The sequence below is a fragment of the Microbacterium sp. Mcb102 genome, assembly GCF_024519805.1.
Lineage (GTDB): Bacteria > Actinomycetota > Actinomycetes > Actinomycetales > Microbacteriaceae > Microbacterium.
This window is the reverse complement of the sequence record NZ_JALJRG010000004.1, coordinates 67,565-89,484: the sequence shown is the minus strand read 5'-3', so window position 1 is coordinate 89,484 and position 21,920 is coordinate 67,565. Positions and strand designations below refer to the sequence as shown.

The window sequence follows — 21,920 nt, the reverse complement described above, 5'->3', positions numbered from 1 at the left end:
ATCTTCCAGCGACGGGTCTGTTCCGCTACAGTGAAGAGGTCTGCAGTGCCTGCTGTCAGCGATCACCGTGTGGGACGGTGAAAACGCACTCCGTGATGTGGGAATCACAGAGGGTTTCAGCAGGACCCGAGGGGTCGGGATGTAGACGAATGCCGTGAACGTGGGGTTCATGGTCTGGGGAAATCTGGGGAATCAAATGACGCACTGGGGAATTCTGCGTACATTCACGGCTCAAGGGGCCTCGGCATGACTTCCGTCGAGGATGCCCTGAGCATCGCTCGTACGGGCTTCGTGCCGGTCGCGGCTCCGCGAGCCACCAAGTCGGTGACGCGCACGGTGGTCACACCGCGCACTTCGGCGACCTTGGAAAGGCGCCGGCAGTGGGAGCGCGGCTATCGGATGCGGCTGCGGATCACGGATGCGGCTGTCATCCTGTTCGCCGCCGGTCTGACGGCAGCAATCCAGCTGATCACCGACGTCTGGGCCGCCGAAGCGCTGCGTAACGCCGCGTTGCTCGGCCTCGCCTGGTATCTGATGCTGTCGGCCCTCAACACCCGGGCGGCCGCCATCTTCGGATCCGGGACGACCGAGTATCGGCGCGTCGCGCACGCAGGCGGTCTGGCCTTCGGCATCGCCGCGATCGCGGGCGTCCTCCTGGAGTGGGAAGGACTGCAGCCGCTGTTCTTCGTCGCACTCCCGGTGGGGATGCTCGGGCTTCTCGTCGCACGCTGGACCTGGCGCCGCTGGCTGCAGCGGCAGCGCCTTCGGGGACAGTACGCGTCGAGGACCCTGGTCGTCGGCGATACCGGGGACGTCGAGTATGTGATCGATTCTCTCCAGAAGGGTGCAGAGAACGGCTACCACGTCGTGGGGACGACGCTGCTGGATCGCAATGCCGGCACGCTCGCCATCGGGGAGAGTGTTTACCCGGTCGTGGGCAATCTTCATTCTGTCGCCGCAGCAGCGGCGCAGCTCGGGGCGGACACCATCATCGTGGCGAGCCGCCCCGAGGGGGACCCTGACTTCATCAAGCAGCTGAGCTGGCAGCTTGAAGGAACCGCAGCCGAGCTCGTGCTGTCCAGCCGTCTGACCGATGTCGCCGGCCCGCGCATCTCGCTCCGCCAGGTCGACGGCCTGCCGCTGATCCAGGTGAAGATCCCGACCTACGAGGGCGGCGTGCACGTTCTCAAGCGTGCACTCGACATCGCGGTGGCAATCGTCGCGCTTATCCCGATCGGCTTGATCACCCCGGTGCTGGCCATTCTGATCAAACTAGATTCGCCGGGTCCGACGTTCTTCTTCCAGGAGCGCGTCGGCCGCGACGGTCGCACCTTCAAGATGGTCAAGTTCCGCTCCATGAAAACCGACGCCGAGCAGCAGCTCGCCACACTCAAGGCACAGAACGAGGGCGCAGGTCTGCTGTTCAAGATGAAAGACGACCCGCGCGTCACCCGCGTGGGAAAGGTGCTGCGCAAGCTGTCACTCGACGAGCTGCCGCAGTTCTGGAACGTGCTCACCGGCGACATGAGCGTCGTCGGACCGCGCCCCCCGCTGCAGAGCGAGGTCACGGCGTACGACGGGACCGTGTTCCGCCGCCTCTACATCAAGCCGGGCATCACCGGCCTGTGGCAGGTGTCCGGGCGCAGCGACCTCTCGTGGGACGAGAGCGTGCGCCTCGACCTGCGCTACGTCGAGAACTGGTCCGTCATGAACGACCTGCAGATCATGTGGCGCACGGCGAAGGTCATGGTTCGACCGAGCGGCGCATACTGACCCGCCCCACGACGACTCGGGCGGCCCACCGAAGTTCAGTGGGCCGCCCGAGTCATTCGTCCGCATTGCCGGGCGGTCTCCACCCGGGCGACATGTGCGGGCGGCCGGTCGATCGACTGGTCGCCCCCACGCGGCTCACTTGCCGACGTTGACCCACGGATCGAGGCCGGCTTTCGCGAAGGCACCGGCCATTCCCGGGCCGTTCTCGATTCGCATGTCGCATGTCTGCGTGCCGGAGCTGGCATCGAAACGCACGAGTCCCTTGATGTTCGGGTACTTCTTCAGCACCGACGGGATGTCGTGGTAGAACTGCTGGGAGCGAGCCGGGTTGGCCTCATCGAACTCCGTGCCGTACTCCATCAGGATCTGCGGCTTGTCGTCCCATCCGTTCTTCACCAGGAAGTCGTGAGGGCCGGCGACCTCCTGCTCGAAGGACGTCCACCCGCTGCCGTTGCACGTGTAGAAGTTGTACGGATCGAACCCGACCCAGTCCACGTACGCATCACCGGGGTAGCCGGACGCGATCTTCTTGTCGTTCCCTGCCCCGAGATAGCCGGTCGACACCCACAGCCACGCGACGTTCGTCACGCCCTTCGCTTCGAAGCGATCATGCACGCGGGTGTATGCGGCGATGTATTCGGCCATGGTCCCCTTGTCGAACCTGTCGAACTCAGGGTCGAAGGCGATCATCACCGGATTGCCGAGCGCGTCGACTCGATCGGCTGCGGCATCGATGTACTCGTCCCACTCTCCGCGTGCGATCGACGCCCACCGGATATCGGTGTTCGTGCTCGCGACACGGGCCTGCCAGGCGAAGAGCAGAGTGCGCGACTGTCCGAGCGTCTGCTCGTGCGAGTCGGGGAAGAGGCCCTGGTGGGTGCTCTTGGAGAAGTCGTGGTAGCGAAGCGTGATGTCGAGATCACGCCCGATCTTCTGCTCGAGGTCGGTGACCGCCGTCGTGAGCGTGGAACCCTTGAGGGTGTACGCACCCCACAGCGCTCCGCATGCGGGCGCGAGGTATCCCTGAGCGCCGCACTGGTCGCCACCGGGCTGTGGCGCGGGAGCGGGCTCGGGTGCAGGAGCGGGCTCGGGTGCAGGAGCGGGCTCCGGTGCAGGAGCGGGCTCCGGTGCAGGAGCGGGCTCCGGTGCAGGAGCGGGCTCCGGTGCGGGAGCAGGTGCCGTGCTCGCCGTCGCCGTGATCTCGGCGTCGAAGCTGACATTCGGGGTCGCACGCCAGTTCAGGTGAGTCGATGCGGCGATGACGTTGGTTCCGTCGCGCAGCGCTGAGGCCGGGACCGTGACGGTGTGCAGCCGCGCTGCCAGTTTGGAGTTGGGCGCCTTCGTCGCATAGGTGGTCGCCGAGAGCGTCTTCGACGGCAGGTTCTGCCGTGTGATCTCCTTGCCATTGACGTACACGGCAGCCCCGTCGTCTGCACGGAACGAGAGAGTGACATCGGCGAGCGCGTCGACATCGGTCACGGGGAACTCCGTGCGGAACTGGATGCTCAACGGTTTACGGGCTGGGCTGCCCTCCGGCGACGTTCGGGTGCGGGCATCGGGGCCCCACCCGAGTGGAGCTGTGCCGTCTCGCCAGGACGAATCGTCGTAGTCCGGAGACTGCCAGCCGGCATCCCAGGCACTCGCTGAATAGTGCCAGCGCCAATCGGCGCCCTTTGCGAGGAGCGTGACGGGCTCGGACGCGGCGGCAGCCGGTGCGATCGGGGTGGACGCCGGTTCGGCGGCCGCCGCCGGTGCCGAACCAGCGAGGGCAGCGGCCAGCATCACTGCGGATGCGATGACCGCTGTCGAAGAGAGGGAGAGTTTTCTGAGCGTGCTTGATCGGGATCTGCGGTCTTTCAAAAGAGGGGTCCTCAGTGTTGTTTACACGGTCTGGTCGCCCCGCGGTCTGCGAGACGACAAGAACACCACGCCCCCCCTCCGGGCCTGACTGGGCGTTCGCTCCGGCGAGTTAACCACAGCCGTATCGATCGTGCAACTTTCTGATAACGGTCGAATCACGCACTCGGCGAGTCTGCGGGCTCCGGCTCCTGTGTCGGATCGAAGCCCACGACGAGAGGCTTCTCCGTGCTCTGCAGCAGCTCGAAGTCCGATTCGATATCAGACGATCGCGCATCGCTCGGCACGAGAAGCACGACGACATCCGCCCCGACGGCCAAGCGAGCCACGGCCCGCGCCGAGCCCATCCCGGATGCGTCGATGATCCGCGCATGAGCGCCGTCGTCCTCGGAGCGCAGCACCGACGACTCGCTGTCACCCTCGTCGATGTCGACGTCGACGGCCCACAGGTCCACGCCGTCCTTCGCAGCCCCCGCGTCCGACTCCGCGTCCGCCAGCGCATTCTCGAGATGATTCGCCCAGTCAGCGGCATCGGAGACCCCGACACCGCGAAGCAGCACACGCTGCACGACCCCCTCGGACTCCGTCGCGTCGGCGACGTGATCCGCCAAGGAAGCCCAGAAACCGTGCTGATGGTGCGACGACGAGATGAGGGGAACAGCACCCACGATCTTCTCAAGGCGATCGGCCGACCGCACGAGCGGATCGGTGCGCTCGCGAAGGAGCGCGGCCCCGATGCCCAGGACGATGCCGCCGACGATTCCGCCGGCGAGGGACACGATCAGGCCGGGCGTCGACGGACTCGAGGGAACCTCGGCTTCGCCGATGATCCGACCCGGCTCCGACGAGGACAGCAGCAGACTCAGCCGCTGCTGCTGCAACGTCGCGATCAGACTGTTCGTCGCGTCGTCTCGGGTACCCGCCTGCAGTTCAGCGAGCTGTCCGTCGATCTTCTCGAGATATCCATCGACGACCGTGTCGGCGCCTTCCCGACGGAACTCGAGGTAGGCCTCACTGAGCGCGTCTGCAGCCTTCGCCGCTTCCGACGGGGAGCTGGCGCTCACCGTCACCTGCAGCACCTGCGAACCGGAAGGCGCGGCGACGTCGACCTGCGAAAGCAGGAAGGAGCCCGGGACGAGGTCGACGCCCAGCGCCTCGGATGCACGCTCTGCCACCTGACGGGAACCCAGGATCTCCTGCTCGGTGCGGATGTTCACCTCTTCTTTGGTGCCGGTGAACGGATTGGAGACACCGGCGGACACGACGAGACTCGTCGTCGCGGAGTACTTCGTCGGCATGGCCGTCCAGAGCGCGATACCGCCCAATGCACCCAGCAACGCGAAGGCTGCAATCGTCTTCCAGCGGCGTCGCAGCACCGTCAGTATCAGCGAGAATGTCATCCGTTGTCCTCCCGTCGGACGCACTGAGCGCCGACTCCCTCTCTACAGTCTCATCTATCGTCAGCTTCGCGTCCCGTCACGCGTTCATCCAGCTTGTCGAGAAGGGTCGCGGACCGAGCCCGGTCGACCTTGCGGATGAAGTACGCGTCGGACGCGTCGATGCGCTCGAGGTCCTCGTCTGTGAGGACCTTCGGATGGCCGAAACCATCGCTTTCGAAGTCGATGTAGCGCGCGTTCGAATCGATGAAGTCGAACGTGCCCGCACTCAGGAGGATGCTCTGGAAGAAGACCTCGTCGACGGCGAGGCTCGTCCGCGCCCAGCGCAGGATGTCCGGTCGGGAATCCACGGTCGCGAGGACATGGCGGACCGCACGGCGCGAGATGGTGAACCACGCGGATCCGCCATGCACCGTCATTCCGTTCGGCAATCTTCCGCGGAGCGCTGCGAGCCGGAACGTCCCGTACGAGATGTTCACACGGAAGAACGGCTGCACGTAGTTGACACCGTGGAGCCAGTGCCAGCGCCGTCGCGACGCCGCGCTCAGCGGCCAGAGGATCCACCAGCGGTAGAGGTAACGCTGGCGCGCTTCGTGCATCGCCCAGTCGCTGCCCTGTGGATCGAGAGCAGGAAAATTGTGAAGGTAACCGTCCCCCGCGCTCGGGAGGGCGTCGAGGAAATCGGAGATGGGCCTCGCTGGGTAGTCCATCCCCGACAGCACGGTGACGTAGTCGGCGCCGCCGTCCGCTTCGACGAGCCGGAAGAGCGAGACGATGCGTTCGATCTGTGTGAAGTCGCCGCGCCCTCCCACCTCCCGGATGACGGTGCAGCGCGGCCCCGCAAGGTCTTCGACTCCGGGTTCCCCCGCGATGTCATGGCTGATGTACACACGCACGTCGGGCGATCCCGCGAGCAGCCGGTCCACCAGGCGACGCAACAGCGGGATGTCGGCGTGGCTCGTGATCACGAATGCGGCGCGGGTCGACGTGTCAGCCGACGGCTTTTCCAAAAGGGCCCCCTCGTCTTCGCAGCGTGTAAAGGAGAACGGCGCCGTAGAGGGCGAGCACCCCGAAGAGTCCGGCGAGACGCCAGAAGGTCGATGCGTCCTGAAGGACGTAGCTGACAATGAGCGTACCGCCGAGCACGACCACGATCGGGAGCGCGGCGGCGACCATGATCTCGCGGATGCCGGTTCGGAAGCGCAGTGACCGATAGACCTGGACGCCCGCCAGCAGGGTGTCGACGAGCACACCGAGCGCATAGGCCACCGCCGCACCGTTGATGCCCCACACCGGCACCAGCACGATCGTCATCACCACGAGGATGACGAGCTGAACGGCTTTGTTGCGAAGCTGGCTCATGCTGTGCCCCGCCATGAGCAGCACCGTCTGTAGGGCCCCTCCGGTGTTACGAAGCCCCATGGCCACGGCGAGGATGACGAGGGCGAAGGTACCGCTCTGGAACTCCGGGCCGAACAGGCCCAACAGATCACGCGCGAATACCGCGATCGCGATGTAGAACGGCCACGAGGAGATGATCAGAAGATTGGTGACCCTCTGGAACAGGGAGTGTGCCTCGTCATGCTTGCCCTGAGCGACCGCGGCGCTGAGGCGCGGGCCCATCACGATGCGCATCGCGGCCTCGAGCATCGATCCGGCCTGGACGATTCTCGTCACCACACCGTAGACACCGCCGGCAGCCGGCCCGAGCAACGCGATGACCAGGAGGACGTCGGCCCAGTCGAGCGCGCGCTCGAGGACGACCGCACCGCCCCGCGGAAGCGAGAAGGCCCAAAACGCACGCCGCTGTTCCTTGATCTCGCCTCGATCCACGACCTCCCGATGCGGGTCTTCCGCGGAGACCTGCCGCCACAGCGCGATACCGGCGATGGCTGCCGCGAAGACGAGCGGGAGCGCCCACCCCCAGACCGCCGCCCACGCTGTACCGATCCAGAGGACGACCGCCGCGACGGCTGCGAGGCGAGCGATCGGGATGAAGAGGTTCTGGACGACCGTGTACGTCGCGATATGGCCGAGGCCCCGCGAACCGCCGAGAAGCACACCGATCAGTGCTCCCGGAACCAGTGCGATCGCGAGGATGCGGAGCGTGTCCACGCCGGAGGCGTCGAGTCCCAGCCAGTCCCCCAGCAGCGGGGCCGCGAGGAGAACGGCGATGGATACGACGGCCCCGAACCCGATCACCGGCAGAACCGCGACCCGCACGGTGGGTCGGAGGTAGCGTTCGTCCCCGAGCGCGCGCTGGCGAGAGAGCGAGCGCACCAGTCCGGTGTCCGCTCCGAGCCCCACGACACTCGTGGCGATCATGAACCACGAGGTCAACTGGAAGAACTCACCTGTCGCCGTCGCGCCGAGCCCACGACCGACCATCCAGGTCACGACGAATGCGAGACCTGCATTCACCACGATGCCGCCGAAGGTCAGAAGCGATTCCCGTCCCAATCGCATTCCGTTACTCACGCACGAACACCTCTTCCTTGTCTGCGCTCGCGCGGCTGAGGATTGCCGCGGCGAGGAGCAGGATGAGGCACTGCGTCACCGCGAGCCCGTAGAACCAGATCGTGACCCCCACGGTGACCACGAGACCTTGCATCACGAACATGGCGCCTCCGCGAAGGTGCCAGCTCACTGTGATGATGCGCACCAGGAAGAGGAGGAACAAGACGAGCCCGACGAATCCGTAACAGAACATCAGGGTCCAGGCGTACCCCTGGGTCCCCAGGGAGATACCGATCGATGTATCCATCGCCGGCGTAGCCCACCCGACCAGGGGCGACTCGAGAACCTTCTCGATCGTCGCCTGATAGATGGTGCTCCGGCCGGTCGTCGTGTCGCTGTACTCCTGCCTCCCTGCGATCGCCGCGAACACACCCAGCCCGGCCAGCGCCGCGACACCGGCGGCGAGCGCTCCGAGAGTGAGGAGGCCCGCTCGAATCATCCCGCCCGCGAAGAACCGGAAGCACATGAAGACGACGAAGACCCCGAGCGCGATGAACATGCCCCTGTTGCTGGTCTGCGCCGCGGGATACAGGGAGCCGAGCATCGCAGCTCCGAGCCCGACACGGGCCCACCGAGAGCGCAGGCGCGACCAGATGAGCGCCATCACCGGGGTCAGCAGCGCATACGCCATCCCCCACGAGTTCGTGTACGGGAACGGCGCAGCCGGACGGACGAACGGCTCCTCCACACCCCAGGGTTGCTGAACCTCTGCGAGGCGCGGGTAGACGAGCTCACGCACCAGTTCGTTGTTCATCAGCGAGCCCGGAAGGACCTGCGCCAGCGGTGTCGCGATCCGGACATCGGGGAAGATCGTCGCGAGCGTGCCGAGCACGATCACCGTGAACCAGATCACGGCGAAACCGCCGAGGATCCGATCGACGCTCACCCGCTCCCTGGCATTGACGTAATAGAGGAACGCGACACCGACCGCGAAGAGATCTATGGTGCGCTGGAAGAATCCGATCGCCTGCATCACGCCGGTAAGCGAGACGGCGCAGACGAGCACCCATCCCAGAAACGCACCCCAGATCAAGACCCCGGGCGTCGCCCGCAGCCCTCCGCGAAGGACGAGGAAGGCGGCCATGAGCGAGCCGAAGACGATCGGCACGACGATGCTGAATCCGGTGACCCAATAGAGCGGAAAGCCGTAGAGCCACGCCAGCAGAGGCCATGCCGGCAACACCTGCGCCCCGGGCGTGATGGCCCAGGGCGCAGGTGCAGGATGCGGCCGGACGGTCGTGTCCGCGCTCACGTCCCGGCAGAGAGCCGGACACCCGTCATGTCGAAGCTCAGTCGCGACTGCCCTGCCGCCACCGAGTGCACCTCGACGGTGATCACATCGGCGCCGTCGGCGAGCACGGTCAGCGGGATGGCCACGGTCACGGGCTTCTGCGCCGCGTCGGCGGGGAGGGCGAGCGTGTCAGCCGTGATCGCACCCTCAGGCATGTTGACGCGACCGACCTCGGTTCCATTCACATACACCACGATGCCACCCGACGACTGAGGGGTCAACGTGACCGACTGTGTTCCGGCCGTCTCGTTGAGATCCACCTTCGCGCGGAAGTACGTGGTGATCGGGCTCGCCTCACCGGCGTCCTCCAGGACGGTTCCGGCGAAGTCCTGCGGCGCCTCGACGCCCCGCAGGAACGAACCGGTCCCGGTCGGCCACGACGAGTCGTCGTAGACGTTCGTCGTCCACTCCGGTGCCGGAGCCTCCGCCCCGACGTGATAGCTCCACACCGACTTTGCAGTGAGGACATCCGTCGAGGTCGGGGCCGGGGTCTCGTCGACGGGGGCCGGAGCCTCCTCGACGGGAGGCACGACCGGGGCAGGCGCCGAGGGCTCCTCGGTCGTGGCCTTCTTGTCGGCCTTGGGTGCGTCCACGGGCTTCTCGGTCGGGGCGACCTCGGGAGCCGGAGCGGTCTCTCCCCGCATGCGCTGCTGCGCATCGCCCGCACCTGCCGGCACCGCGGTCGCCACGAGCTCGAAGCTGTGGCTCGGCGTCGTCCGGTAGTTCGAGTGCACCTCGACGCTCACGTTGTTCGCACCGTCGCGGAGCAGGGTCAGCGGCACATCGACGACCACCGGGTTGGCGAGCGCCTGTGCGGCGCTGGGCACCGCCGTCGCGTAGGTCGTGTGTCCGACGGTCCCGGCCGGAAGGTTCACTCGACTCACTTCGGTCCCGTTCACCGAGACCCGGATCCCGTCGTCCGCTCGAGTCGTGATGACGAACGAACCGAGCGCCGACACGTCATCGACCGTGAAGTCCTTTCGGAAGTACGACGTGAGAGGTCTGGTTCCTTCGACGCTGAGCGTCGTACCGAGGTTCGTGTGCCCCCAGCCCAGAGGTGCGGTGCCGACGGCCCAACCCGATGCGTCGAAGACGTCAGTGGCCCAACCGGCAGCCGGAGCATCCGAGCCGAAGTAGTACGACCACTGCGACTGCGCACCGATGACATCCACCGGAACCGGTTCCGGTTCCGGCTGCTCGCCCAGCGTGAGCGCCCCGGTCAACTCGAAGCTCGCGCTGGGAGTGGTGCGGTAGTTGGAGTGCACCTCGGCCGTGATGGTGTTGGCACCGGTCTGCAGGAGCGAACCGGGGACCGTGAACGTCACGGGGTTGGCGACGGCACTCGCCGCGCTGGGCGCCGAGCTCGCGTAGGTCGTGAATCCCACTGCGCCTGCCGGCATATTCGCACGGCCGACCTCTGTTCCGTTGACGTAGACGATGATGCCGTCATCGGCCCGCGTGGTCAGAGTCAGGGACTCGACCCCCGCCGCATCCTGCACATCGAACGTGCGCTGGTAGTAAGAGGTGACCGGCTTCGTGCCGTCGATCGTCAGCGTCGTACCGAGGCCGGAGTGACCCCATCCGAGCGGAGCGGCTCCTGTCCGCCAGTTCGACACGTCGGCGCCCGGCAGCTGCCAGCCGGCGGCGGGTGCCGTCGCTGCGAACCAGTACGACCAGTTCGCACCGGCGGTCAGCACGTCGACCGGCTGCGCGAGCACGGCAGGCGTGATCACGGGTGTCGAAGCAGATCGGTTCCCCGCTGCGTCGATCGAGCGCACGAAGTAACGCGTACCCTGCCCGGCGGCCGGAAGCGAGTACCTCGTGTCGGTGGTCGTGGCGATCGTTCGATCGTTGCGCAGCACCTCATAGCTCGCGCCGTCCACCGCATCCCAGGTGAGGGTGTCGGTGCCGTCGGCACGCGCCGCGGTCAGACCGGTCGGGGTCGTCGGAGCGACGGCATCCCTCGGAGCGAATCGAGCGAATGCGCCGGTCCATCGGTTGGTCGCATCGGCTTGTCGCACGTGGGTGAGATCGCCGCCGAGCCACAGTGAGCCGTTGCTCGCCTGCTCGATGGCCCAGACGCCGTACCCGACGCGCATCGTGATCTGCGGGTTGAAGTCGGCGGAGAACGATCCGTCCGCCGTGTTCCAGAACCCGGCCTGATCGATGTGCTCCACCCGGTGGTAGTTCGTCGGAGTCGGCCACGTCGTGGCTCCCTGGTAGACGTTCTCCGAGCAGTGGCAGCCGGCGACGAGATAGTCGTTCCAGGTGTTGATGGCCTGGAAGTCGCCACCGTTCTGGGTGATGTTGGCCGTGTCCAGGGCCATGGTGTCGCGGGAGTAGCTGAACAGCGAGTGCTCAGAGCCCCCGAGCCAGACCTTGTCGCCGATCTCCCTGACCGCCTGCTGGTATCCGCTTCGACCGTTGTCGCGGTTCGAGAAGAGCACCGACCACGGGATGACGGAACCGTCGCTGACGTTGTACGCGCCACCGCGTTCGGTCACCGTCTCCCAGTTGCTGAGACCGAAGTACCCGGCGGCATACACGCGGTCGCCGCGAGCGGAGGCGTCGACCGACACGACGGTGCCGTCGAGCAGCGGGTTCCACGCGTCCGGCGCGAGTGTGGAGAGGTTCAGCCGCCCGAGGTTGCGCATGTAGACCTCGCGGGTCACGCCGCTTCCCGTCGCGTGAGTGAACCGACCTCCGATGTACAGATAGCCGTCCTGGACATCCATGGTGCGCAGCAGCGGCGGGGTGCCGCCGGTGTAGTTGATGATCTTGGTCGTGACGGCCGGGTCGACCGCGCCGGTGCTCGGGTTGAGGACGGCGAAGGCCGGCGCGCTCACACCGTTCACCGTGTTGAAGGCGCCGCCGATCGCGAGCCGCCCGTCCGGGAGCGCGGCGAGCGTCTTGACCTGATTGTTCAGCACCGGGCGGAAGGTGGAGATCCACTCACCCGTCGCCACGTCGAACGCCGCCAGGTAGCTCTGCTCGACCTGTCCTGTTCCGCCCGCGGTGCGCTGGACGTACTTGAAGTTGCCGCCGACGTACATGACACCGGCGATCTCGACGAAATCGGAGACCTCGGTGTTGAGTTCACCGGAACCGCCGGCGCCCAGGCCGGAGACTCCCCAGGAGTTCAGCTGCGCATAGCTGGAAGCCGTCGCGACGACGGTCTTCTGCGGCGTGCCCGCGTCGGGGATCGGCGTGGCGAAGATGTCGGCGCTCATCAGGCGCGGGCGCAGGAACACCTGCGTGAAGGGGCGCGGGTACGGGGACGAGGTGTCGGCCTGCCAGAGGTAGGAGTCGGCTGCGGGGTTTCCGCGCGCGCTCGACCCGTACTGGAAGCCTCTCGCCCAGCCGCGGGTGCCGCCGCCGACGTTCGTCTCGACTCGGCGGAACGTGTTGTCGCGTCCGAAGCTGCCGGTGTTGCCGCCCGAAGACGTCTCACCGTTGAAGGAGTAAGTTCCGACCTGCTGCACGCCGGCGAACTGCCACGACCACTTGGCGCGGGGCGTGGCGTACTTGAAGCGAACTTCCTGCCACGTGGTTCCGGCGACGTTCTGCGCGCGGCGCAGTCGCACACCCTCCTGCAGCGCGTCGACATTGCCACCGTTCAGCAGTCCGGTGACCGTGTCCGTCGGGAGCTGGGCGGGCGAGAACGCGGCCGGACCGGTGGGGTTCTCCCACACGTCCTTCGGCGTCAGCCTGCCCACGTTGCCCTGCAGCCAGTTCTCGCGTCCGCGACCGATGAGCACCCATCCGCCGCCGTCGGTCACCTGGTCGCAGTAGAACTGCTGCGGTGCCCCGAGCTCCGGGGTGTTCAGCCAGTAGACGCCCGATCCTGCCGCGGGGGCAGTCTGCTTGATCTCCCAGCATGAGGCGGCCGCAGTCTCCTGCGTCTGGCCGATCGACGTCGCCGATACGGCGGCGGGCGCGAGGTCAGCGGTGACCGGCGACGCCGCCGACGCGGCGGTCGGAGTGAACAGCGCGCCCACGACTGCCAGCGCGGCGATGGCCGCCACGGACAGCCGAGACCGGCTTGATGACTTCTGCTGCGTATTCCCCAGCGACATGATGACTCCCCAGAATCATTGAAAAAGTGAACTGCTCAAGGTGAAAAGAACTGTTACTGCGTATTACTGGCGTCGCCGGGCGTTTAGCGTCAAGAACGTTTCGTATGTGAGTTGTCGGGCAACGAAGACGGGCGGAGCCGTCAACAAGCGGGATCGTCGGCGAATGTCTGCCCGATGATCTTCCATGCGCCGTCGACCTGCTCGATGGCGAATATCTTCCACGCCCGCGGCGACCCACCGGTGACGACATCACCGGCAGCATCGTGGATGACCACATCGGACGAGTCGATGCAGGCGCGTATGGTGGCCGTCGCGGGCGTCTTGGACGCGTCGTACTCCAGGGTCTCGACGCCGTCGACGGTCGCCTGGCCCGATCGAGTCCAGCCCTGATCCTCCAGCTCCATACGCTCCGCTTCCACCCCACTGAGGTAGATGGGCGCAGCGACTGCCTTCAGGCTGTCGAGGACGACGTCGATGTCTCCGGCGTTCACGGTGGTCGTGACGTCGAGGACGCTGGAGACCAGGTCTTCGAATGCATCTTCGACGGCGGCCGCCGGCGCGCTCGGCCCAGTGGTCGGCGGAACGACGGTCGGGATGGGAGTCGGCGTCGCCGTGGCTGACGCGTTCTGCGCGGAGGGCCCACCGGACTGCCCCATCGCGATGACGGCAACCGATGCCGCTGCGGCGAGGACGGCGGCGGCGGCCGACGCCCCCACGATCCACTTCATCCGGGCGTTCATATCCCACGTCCACGGTTGTTGAGGGCGGTGACGATCCGCTCGGGCGAGACGATACCTGAAAGTGCGATCCAGGTCAGTGCCACACGAGGCTCGCTCGCGCGATGTCTGCGGGCACGTCGCACCCAGTGCTTGGCCGACGCCTTCGAACCTGCCGCCGCGTAGGCGAACGCGACCTGACCGCACATGCGGGCGGCGTTGCTGTCGTCGAGAAGCAGGTCCTTGTGCTTCTCGAGCAGGAACCCGAGCCCTTCGGCCATGGGTGCCCAGCGGCCGGCGAAGTAGGATGTGCGGTCCCAGTGCACGATGACCAGCGGGTGCGGGACGCTCACGATGTCGCCGCGCTCTGTGAGCTGCAGGAGAAGATCGTAGTCCTCGCCGTACGAGTGCGGGATCGCCTCGTCCACCCCGACCGGCAGATCGAGAAGATCGCTGCGACGGAACAGGAAGGATGAGGGATGGATCTCACCGATGCGCGATGAGAGGAAGTCCTTCCGGGTGCTGACGGCGGGCGGAATGCGGACGATCGACTCGCTCTGCGTGACGATCTCGATACCGGCCGAGACACCGACGGCATCCGGCACCTGCGCCCACAGCGCGACCTGCTCGCGAAGCTTCACTGCCAGCCATTCGTCGTCGTCATCGCAGAAGGCGAGCAGCTCTCCCGTGGCGGCGGCGATGCCGGTGTTGCGACCGCCGGCGAGGCCGGGAGTGCGATCGTTCGCCATCGTGCGGAGGGTGACCGAGCCGAGCCCGGGCTTCACGTCGTCGAGGGCATCGATGTCGCACTGGTCGTACACGATCACGATCTCGATGTCGCCCGCGTACTCCTGGGCGGCGATCGATCGAACCGCTCGACGAAGCAGCTCTGCACGTCCTCGCGTCGCGATCACGACGGACACGGCGGGTTCGGTCACGACGCTCATCGCTGACCTCCTTCTGCGAGTTCACGCCAGCGGCGGCGCGCGGAGAAGATCATGTGCGCCACGTTGGCGATCATCAGCAGCAGGTAAGCCGCGACGAAGAGAGGGAGAACACCCCACAGCACGAACACCCAGCAAAGGATGCCGGGGTCGGTGGGCAACAGGATCCAGGACTGCATCCGCCGCACCTCCGTCCGCTCCACTCGAGCGTTGTCGCGCAGTAGGCCACCGACGTTCTGGCTCAGGAAGCTGGCCGATGCGAGAACCGAGAAGAGCGCGGCGGCCACGGCGAGCGTGGTCATGCCGGACATCAGGAAGGCTGCCGCGATCGCGAGGTGGACGGCCGGGAGACGAACGGCGTCGAGCGTGTGATCGAGCCACTCGCCCTGGAGGCTCGAGGTGCCCTGGAGTCGCGCCAACTGACCGTCGGCGGAATCCAGCGCATATCCGATCGCGAGGAGCAGCGCGGTAGCGAACCCCGCGAGCACCGGCGAGTACGCCTGCAGCAGCAGGAACGAGGCGAGTCCGGCGAAGGTGAACACGATGCTGACGACCGAAACGGCCGACGGCGTCGCTTTCACCGCGCCGAAGAAGGCCGCGAACACTCGCGCCACACGTCGGTTCACCCAGCGCGTGTACGCGGGTACTCCTACGCCAGGCTTCTGCGCGGAATCGAGGCGTCTGAGCGCCGAACGAAACGAAAGTGGCGCTTCAACGCCAAGGTCTACCCCAGTCATAAGACCGTTCTCCCCAAAAATCCCCAGTTGACGGAAATCCCTACATTCCCGCCGATCACCTCCCCCGAGGTGACCTCCCCGAAGCGTACCAGAATATCAAGCGCGCGCACGGACCAATTTCGCCACTCACGATGCCGACTCTCACGAGGGCGCCTCCCGCGCCATACTGGGACTCATCATGGGAAAGACAACCCCCGACCGTGATCGGTTGAAGATCCTTTTCGTCGCCTCCACCGGCGGGCACCTCACCCAGCTGCTCGCACTGCGCGACTGGTGGTCCACGCAGGAGCGCGCGTGGGTGAGCTTCGATCACCCGCATGCGCACGCTGCACTCGCCGATGAGCAGGTGACCTGGGCGTTCTCACCGACGACCAGGAACATCCCCAACGCGATCCGCAATCTGTTCCTGGCGCGCCGCGTCCTTCGGCGATACCGGCCCGACATCGTGGTGTCGACCGGAGCCGGTGTCGCCGTGCCCTTCTTCTGGACCGCACGAGCTCTCGGCATCCGCACCCTCTACATAGAGGTGATCGATCGCATCTCCACCCGGACGATGACCGGACGGATGGTGTATCCGACCGTGGATGCCTTCGCGGTCCAATGGCCCGAGCAACAGTTGCTCTATCCGGATTCGCGCGTGATCGGAGCCACACTGTGAGCACGCGGGTCTTCGTCTCCGTCGGGACGGACCATCACCCGTTCGACCGACTGATCACGTGGATCGATCAATGGGTCGCTGCGCATCCGGACGTCTCGCTGATCGTGCAGAACGGTTACTCTGCTGCCTCGACGACCGGCGAGAACCACATGATGATGACGGGCGAGGAGTTGCAGCGGCACTATCGGTCCGCCGACATCGTCGTGTCCCAGGTCGGCCCGGGCACCATCGCCGATGCGAACGCCGCCGGCGTCGTCCCGATCGTGGTCCCCCGTGACCCGAGGCTCGGCGAGGTGGTCGACGATCATCAATACGCGTTCGGCGAGTTCATGGCGGATCGCGGGCGCTGCACGGTCGTCACCACGGAGGCGGATCTGCGGTCGGCGCTGGACCACCTGATCTCGACCCCCGGCGCCCAACGCTTCCAACCGGATGCCGACGACGTCAGCGCGAGCGCCGCGGTCGCCGCACTCGTCGCCGAGCTGGTGGCCCAGCCCCGCCGCCGCTTCGCATGGCGACGTGTGACCGCGATGATCCGCCGCACGTCACCGCACCCCCCACGACGGACGCCGTGAGCTCCTAGAGCTCGCCCGGGCTTCATGGCCTCCACGTCGACGGCCCACAGGGCTGCAGTCTCGGTCGAACTTGGACCGCTCGAAAGCACCACGATCGACGTGGGCAGCTGGATGGCTCAAGCTTGGCAGCGCCTTGGCACGCATAGGCAAACCGCTAGAGTCGGACGTACGACTGTGGGGGTCGTCGGACGGCAGGGGATGGCCGTCCCTTCTGTGACGCCACCATGGACATCGACGTTTTCACGAGGGGGATCATGAAGGGCATCATTCTGGCGGGCGGTTCGGGCACGCGACTGCATCCGATCACACTGGGAGTCTCGAAGCAGCTCATCCCGGTCTACGACAAGCCGATGGTCTACTACCCGCTGTCGACGCTGATGCTCGCCGGGATCCGGGACATCCTCGTCATCACCACGCCCCACGACGCCGCCCACTTCGAACGACTCCTCGGAGACGGCTCGCAGTTCGGCATCTCGCTGACGTTCGCCCAGCAGGAGTCGCCGGACGGGCTCGCGCAGGCGTTCACGATCGGTGCGGACTTCATCGGCGACGACAGCGTCGCCCTCGTCCTCGGCGACAACCTGCTCTACGGCCCCGGCCTCGGCACCCAGCTCAAGCGCTTCGCCGACATCGACGGCGGCGCGGTCTTCGCCTACTGGGTCGCCGAGCCCGAGGCGTACGGCGTCGTCGCGTTCGACGACGCCGGCCAGGCGATCTCGCTCGAGGAGAAGCCGAAGAATCCGCAGAGCAACTACGCCGTGCCCGGTCTGTACTTCTACGACAACGACGTGATCGAGATCGCCCGCAACCTGGCTCCCAGCGCGCGCGGCGAGTACGAGATCACCGACGTCAACCGCGAATACCTCGAGCGCGGCAAGCTCCAGGTCGAGGTGCTGCCCCGCGGCACCGCCTGGCTCGACACCGGGACGTTCGACCAGATGACGGATGCCGCCGACTACGTGCGAACGATGGAGCGCCGCACCGGCATGAAGATCGGCGTGCCCGAAGAAGTGGCCTGGCGCCAGGGCTTCCTCGACGACGACGAACTGCGCGTGCGCGCCGAAGCCCTCGTGAAATCCGGGTACGGTTCCTACCTGCTCGAGCTCCTGGAACGAGGCAAGCGATGACCCGGCTGCTCGTGACCGGCGGCGCCGGTTTCATCGGATCGAACTTCGTGCACCATGTCGTGGCGCACACCGACGCGCACGTGACCGTGCTCGACAAGCTGACCTATGCCGGAAACCGGGCATCGCTCGCGGGCCTCCCCGCCGACCGCGTGGAGCTCGTCGAGGGGGACATCGCCGACGCCGAGCTCGTCGACGGGCTGTTCGCGAAAGCCGACGCGGTCGTGCACTATGCGGCGGAGTCGCACAACGACAACTCGCTGCACGACCCGCGGCCGTTCCTCGACACGAACATCATCGGCACCTACACGCTGCTCGAGGCCGCACGTCGGCACGAGCGGCGCTTCCACCACATCTCGACCGACGAGGTGTACGGCGACCTGGAGCTCGACGATCCGCAGCGGTTCACCGAGAACACCCCGTACAACCCCTCGTCGCCGTACTCGTCGACGAAGGCGGGCAGCGATCTGCTGGTGCGCGCGTGGGTGCGGTCGTTCGGAGTGCAGGCGACGATCTCGAACTGCTCGAACAACTACGGGCCGTACCAGCACGTCGAGAAGTTCATCCCGCGTCAGATCACCAACGTGCTGCGCGGCATCCGTCCGAAGCTGTATGGCGCCGGCCAGAACGTGCGCGACTGGATCCACGCCGACGATCATTCGTCGGCCGTCCTGACGATCCTCGACAAGGGCGAGATCGGTGAGACGTACCTGATCGGCGCCGACGGCGAGAAGGACAACAAGTCGGTGGTCGAGCTCATCCTCACGCAGATGGGACAGCCCGCGGACGCCTACGACCACGTGACCGATCGCGCGGGCCACGATCTGCGCTACGCGATCGACTCCACGAAACTCCGCACCGAGCTGGGCTGGGTGCCGCAGTTCTCCGACTTCGAGTCGGGGCTCGCCTCGACCATCGACTGGTACCGGGAGAACGAGGACTGGTGGGCACCGGCCAAGGATGCGACCGAGTCGTTCTACGCGGCGAAGGGCCAGTGATGACGGAGTTCGGCAAGGCGCTCACGGTCACCGAGACGCCGATCCCCGGCCTGCTCGTCGTCGACCTGCCGGTGCACGGGGATTCGCGTGGGTGGTTCAAGGAGAACTGGCAGCGCGAGAAGATGGTCGCCGCCGGTCTCCCCGACTTCGGCCCCGTGCAGAACAACATCTCTTTCAACGACGCGGTCGGCACCACGCGCGGCATCCACGCGGAGCCCTGGGACAAGTGGGTGTCGGTCGCCACCGGGAAGATCTTCGGCGCATGGGTCGACCTGCGTGCGGGCGACACGTTCGGCACGGTCTTCACGACGGAGATCGATCCGTCGCGCGCGATCCTGGTGCCCCGCGGCGTGGGCAACTCGTACCAGACGCTCGAGGCGGACACGGCCTACACGTACCTCGTCAACGATCACTGGTCGCCCGACGCCGAGTACTCGTTCCTCAACCTCGCCGATGAGACCGCGGCCATCGCGTGGCCGATCCCGCTCGCCGACGTCGAGGTGTCGGCCAAGGACCTCGCGCACCCGCGCCTCGCCGATGTGACGCCGATCGGGCCGAAGAAGATCCTCGTCCTCGGCGGCGCGGGCCAGCTCGGACTCGCCCTGCGCGCCGCGCTCGGCGACGCCGAGCACGTGGAGTACACGACGCGGGAGACCCTCGACCTGCGGGCCGACGACCTCGCCACGGCGCGGCGATGGCGCGACTATCGCGCGATCATCAACGCCGCCGCCTACACCGCGGTCGATCTCGCCGAGACCGACGACGGCCGCGGTGACGCCTGGTCGTCGAACGTCACCGGCGTGACCGCATTGGCACGCATCGCCGCCGAGAACGGCATCACGCTCGTGCACGTCTCCAGCGACTACGTGTTCGACGGCACGAAGGCGGGCCCGTACACGGAGTCCGACCCGGTGCGCCCGCTCGGCATCTACGGCCAGACGAAGGCCGCGGGCGACGCCGTCGTCGCGACGGTGCCGCGGCACTACATCGTCCGCACGTCGTGGGTCATCGGCGAGGGGCGCAACTTCGTGCGCACGATGGCCTCGCTCGCCGAGCGGGGTATCGCACCGCGGGTCGTCGGCGACCAGATCGGGCGCCTGACCTTCACCGAGGATCTGGCCTCGGCGATCCTGCACCTGCTGTCGACCGCCGCTCCTTACGGCGTCTACAACGTGACCGGCGCGGGAGAGCCGCGCTCGTGGGCCGACATCGCGCGCGCCGTGTACCGCCTGACCGGGCATGATCCCTCCGGCGTGACCGACGTGACCACCACGGAGTACTTCGCCGACCAGGCCGGCCCGATCGCCCCGCGTCCGCTCAACAGCGTGCTGGACCTCGGCCGCATCGAGGCGACGGGATGGACGCCGCGGGATGCGGATGCCGCCCTCGAGACGTACCTCGGCGCGAGCAGCTAGAGCTCGCCCGGCTTCATCGCCTCGGCATCGATCGCGCGGATGACCCGCAGAGCGGCGGTGTCCGTCGGCGGCTCGGCCCCCGCGGCATCGCCCTTGCGCCGCCGCTGCGGCGCGTAGACGACGAGCGAGTGGAACAGGAACCGGGCGAAGAACGCCACGATCAACGAGAGTGCCGTCGCGAGCACGCTCGAGATGTGCCAGGACTCGACCATCAGCGCCATCACCGGGATGCGCAGGGCGGCCTCGACGTTGTTGAACGCGAAGGAGCTGGCGAAGCGGATGCCGAGGGCGCGGGCATCCGTGCGCATGTCGGCGAACACGAACCGCTCCTGCAACAGGAAGTTGCCGATGATGGTGACCTCGGCGCCGATGATGGCCGCCCAGACGTAGGGCACGCCGGCGGCGGTGAGTGCCCACATGATCCCGAGGTTCGCGGCCGCGCCGATGACGCCGATGAGCGCGAACAGCGACATCTTCCCGAAGCGCAGGCGGGCGAGGTGCGCGATGAAGGTCGCCCCCTGACGCAGGCTCGCCTTCGAGGTGCCGTGCCGGCGCTCCGCGAACTCCATCGGCACCTCGGCGATGCGCAGATCGTTGCGCGCGAGGATCTCGAGAAGGATCTTGAAGCCCTGCGGCTGGAGCGCCGTGAGATCGAGCCGACGCCGGTCGACCAGGAAGAAGCCGGTCATCGGGTCGGTGCTGCGCGCGAGACGGATCGGGAACATCGCCCTCGTCAGCCAGGTCGCCACGCGGGAGACGCCGAAGCGCACCGCCGTGCCGAGGCCGCTGGTGTCGCCTCCGCCGATGTAGCGCGATGCCGCCACCACGTCGACATCCCCGGCGGCGTGACGCTCGAGCAGCACAGGGAGAAGTTCCGGCGGATGCTGCAGGTCGCCGTCCATCACGACGCACACATCGGATGCCGCGGCCTCGAGCCCGACCACCACGGCCCCGCCCAGCCCGTTCGTGTTCTCGGTGCGGTGGATGACGCGCACGGGGATCGGGGCGTCGACGGCGACCCGTTCGACCTCGGCGGCGGTGTCGTCGGTGCTGTCGTCGACGAACAGGATCTCGGCGTCCCACCCGGCGAGCGCGGCGGCGGTGCGGGCCACGAGCTCGGCGACGTTCTCGCGTTCGTTGAACGTCGGCACGATGACCGTCACCGGTGTCCCCACGTCAGCCCCCTGTTCCGCGCACGCACCGCGTGCGGCCTCCATCGTTCCATGGGTTGCTGTGGGGAACGAAACCCGGACCTGCTACACTGTCGAACTGCGGCTGTGGGAGTCGCAGAGCGGGTGGGGATCCGCTTTCTGGGGAATCACTGATCTGGGGAGATCATGGGGACGCGTATCGGCTATGCCGTTGGTGCTTTCGACCTGTTTCACGTCGGGCATCTGAATCTACTTCGTCACGCCAAGCAGCACTGCGACATTCTGATCGCAGGCGTCGTCAGCGACGAGATGCTGCGCCAGGTGAAGGGCATCGAGCCCGTCATCCCGACGGCGGAGCGTGCGGAGATCGTGAAGCACATCTCGTTCGTCGACGACGTCTACGTGGAGACCACGCCGTCGAAGATGGACTCGTGGCGCGACGTGCAGTTCACGCACTTCTTCAAGGGCGACGACTGGCGCGGCACCGACAAGGGGCTGCGCCTGGAGAGCGAGTTCGCCGAGGTCGGGGTCGAGGTCGTGTACTTCCCGTACACGGCGCACACGTCGAGCTCGTCGCTGCGCCGCGCCCTCGACGCGATCACCGCGGGCGCGAACGCTCCCGCGGTGGCCTCGGTGCGCTGAGCGCCTGAGCGCCTGAGCGCCTGAGCGCCTGAGCGCCTGAGCGCCTGAG

17 protein-coding genes are annotated in these 21,920 nt (G+C 66.9%); 7 read left to right on the top strand and 10 right to left on the bottom strand.

Features of this window, described 5'->3' with window-relative positions:
- Positions 1 to 246: 246 nt before the first annotated feature.
- A complete protein-coding gene (locus OC372_RS11720) occupies positions 247 to 1,773 on the top strand; it encodes a sugar transferase (protein ID WP_262002158.1) in 1,527 nt (508 codons plus the stop codon).
- Positions 1,774 to 1,908: 135 nt separating this feature from the next.
- Here the strand turns inward: OC372_RS11720 and OC372_RS11715 are convergent, their stop codons facing one another.
- From OC372_RS11715 to OC372_RS11675, 9 genes are all read right to left on the bottom strand, one after another.
- A complete protein-coding gene (locus OC372_RS11715) occupies positions 1,909 to 3,555 on the bottom strand; it encodes a glycosyl hydrolase (protein ID WP_262002157.1) in 1,647 nt (548 codons plus the stop codon).
- 233 nt (positions 3,556 to 3,788) lie between these two features.
- Complete coding sequence (locus tag OC372_RS11710) at positions 3,789 to 5,030, bottom strand: YveK family protein (protein ID WP_262002156.1); 1,242 nt, start codon at positions 5,028 to 5,030, stop codon at positions 3,789 to 3,791.
- 50 nt (positions 5,031 to 5,080) lie between these two features.
- Positions 5,081 to 6,037 carry a beta-1,6-N-acetylglucosaminyltransferase gene (locus OC372_RS11705; protein ID WP_262002155.1) on the bottom strand — a complete coding sequence of 319 codons (957 nt, stop codon included), beginning with the start codon at positions 6,035 to 6,037 and terminating at the stop codon, positions 5,081 to 5,083.
- Positions 6,018 to 7,505 (bottom strand): oligosaccharide flippase family protein, encoded by a 1,488-nt coding sequence (locus OC372_RS11700; protein ID WP_262002154.1) that lies wholly within the window; start codon positions 7,503 to 7,505, stop codon positions 6,018 to 6,020. The genes OC372_RS11705 and OC372_RS11700 overlap by 20 nt, the downstream gene beginning before the upstream one ends.
- The gene (locus OC372_RS11695) at positions 7,498 to 8,796 is read right to left on the bottom strand and encodes an O-antigen ligase domain-containing protein (protein ID WP_262002153.1); all 1,299 of its coding nucleotides are present in this window, start codon (positions 8,794 to 8,796) and stop codon (positions 7,498 to 7,500) included. Before OC372_RS11695 ends, OC372_RS11700 begins: the two co-directional genes overlap by 8 nt.
- Positions 8,793 to 12,911 (bottom strand): delta-60 repeat domain-containing protein, encoded by a 4,119-nt coding sequence (locus OC372_RS11690; protein WP_262002152.1) that lies wholly within the window; start codon positions 12,909 to 12,911, stop codon positions 8,793 to 8,795. Before OC372_RS11690 ends, OC372_RS11695 begins: the two co-directional genes overlap by 4 nt.
- 140 nt (positions 12,912 to 13,051) lie before the next feature.
- The gene (locus OC372_RS11685) at positions 13,052 to 13,639 is read right to left on the bottom strand and encodes a hypothetical protein (RefSeq protein ID WP_262002151.1); all 588 of its coding nucleotides are present in this window, start codon (positions 13,637 to 13,639) and stop codon (positions 13,052 to 13,054) included.
- Between the two features lie 8 nt (positions 13,640 to 13,647).
- Positions 13,648 to 14,574 carry a glycosyltransferase family 2 protein gene (locus OC372_RS11680; protein WP_262002150.1) on the bottom strand — a complete coding sequence of 309 codons (927 nt, stop codon included), beginning with the start codon at positions 14,572 to 14,574 and terminating at the stop codon, positions 13,648 to 13,650.
- Positions 14,571 to 15,197, bottom strand: coding sequence for a CDP-alcohol phosphatidyltransferase family protein (locus tag OC372_RS11675; RefSeq protein WP_262002149.1), 627 nt, complete (start codon positions 15,195 to 15,197; stop codon positions 14,571 to 14,573). The genes OC372_RS11680 and OC372_RS11675 overlap by 4 nt, the downstream gene beginning before the upstream one ends.
- A gap of 289 nt (positions 15,198 to 15,486) precedes the next feature.
- Here OC372_RS11675 and pssD point away from each other — a divergent pair, with 289 nt between their 5' ends.
- From pssD to OC372_RS11650, 5 genes are all read left to right on the top strand, one after another.
- On the top strand, positions 15,487 to 15,966 hold the full coding sequence (pssD, locus tag OC372_RS11670; protein ID WP_262002148.1) for a PssD/Cps14F family polysaccharide biosynthesis glycosyltransferase: 480 nt from the start codon (positions 15,487 to 15,489) through the stop codon (positions 15,964 to 15,966).
- Complete coding sequence (locus OC372_RS11665; RefSeq protein WP_262002147.1) at positions 15,963 to 16,541, top strand: glycosyltransferase; 579 nt, start codon at positions 15,963 to 15,965, stop codon at positions 16,539 to 16,541. Before pssD ends, OC372_RS11665 begins: the two co-directional genes overlap by 4 nt.
- 254 nt (positions 16,542 to 16,795) lie before the next feature.
- Complete coding sequence (gene rfbA, locus OC372_RS11660; RefSeq protein ID WP_029262877.1) at positions 16,796 to 17,668, top strand: glucose-1-phosphate thymidylyltransferase RfbA; 873 nt, start codon at positions 16,796 to 16,798, stop codon at positions 17,666 to 17,668.
- On the top strand, positions 17,665 to 18,663 hold the full coding sequence (gene rfbB / locus OC372_RS11655) for a dTDP-glucose 4,6-dehydratase (RefSeq protein WP_262002146.1): 999 nt from the start codon (positions 17,665 to 17,667) through the stop codon (positions 18,661 to 18,663). The genes rfbA and rfbB overlap by 4 nt, the downstream gene beginning before the upstream one ends.
- Positions 18,663 to 20,078: a bifunctional dTDP-4-dehydrorhamnose 3,5-epimerase family protein/NAD(P)-dependent oxidoreductase gene (locus OC372_RS11650; protein ID WP_262002145.1), complete on the top strand. Its 1,416-nt coding sequence runs from the start codon at positions 18,663 to 18,665 to the stop codon at positions 20,076 to 20,078. Before rfbB ends, OC372_RS11650 begins: the two co-directional genes overlap by 1 nt.
- Here the strand turns inward: OC372_RS11650 and OC372_RS11645 are convergent.
- Entirely contained in the window at positions 20,075 to 21,295 is a 1,221-nt protein-coding gene (locus OC372_RS11645) for a glycosyltransferase (RefSeq protein ID WP_262002144.1), read from the bottom strand. The two genes, OC372_RS11650 and OC372_RS11645, sit on opposite strands and share 4 nt — an antisense overlap.
- Before the next feature lie 120 nt (positions 21,296 to 21,415).
- On the opposite strand from OC372_RS11645, the gene OC372_RS11640 reads away from it, so the two are divergent.
- The gene (locus OC372_RS11640) at positions 21,416 to 21,871 is read left to right on the top strand and encodes an adenylyltransferase/cytidyltransferase family protein (protein ID WP_029262881.1); all 456 of its coding nucleotides are present in this window, start codon (positions 21,416 to 21,418) and stop codon (positions 21,869 to 21,871) included.
- Positions 21,872 to 21,920 lie beyond the last annotated feature (49 nt).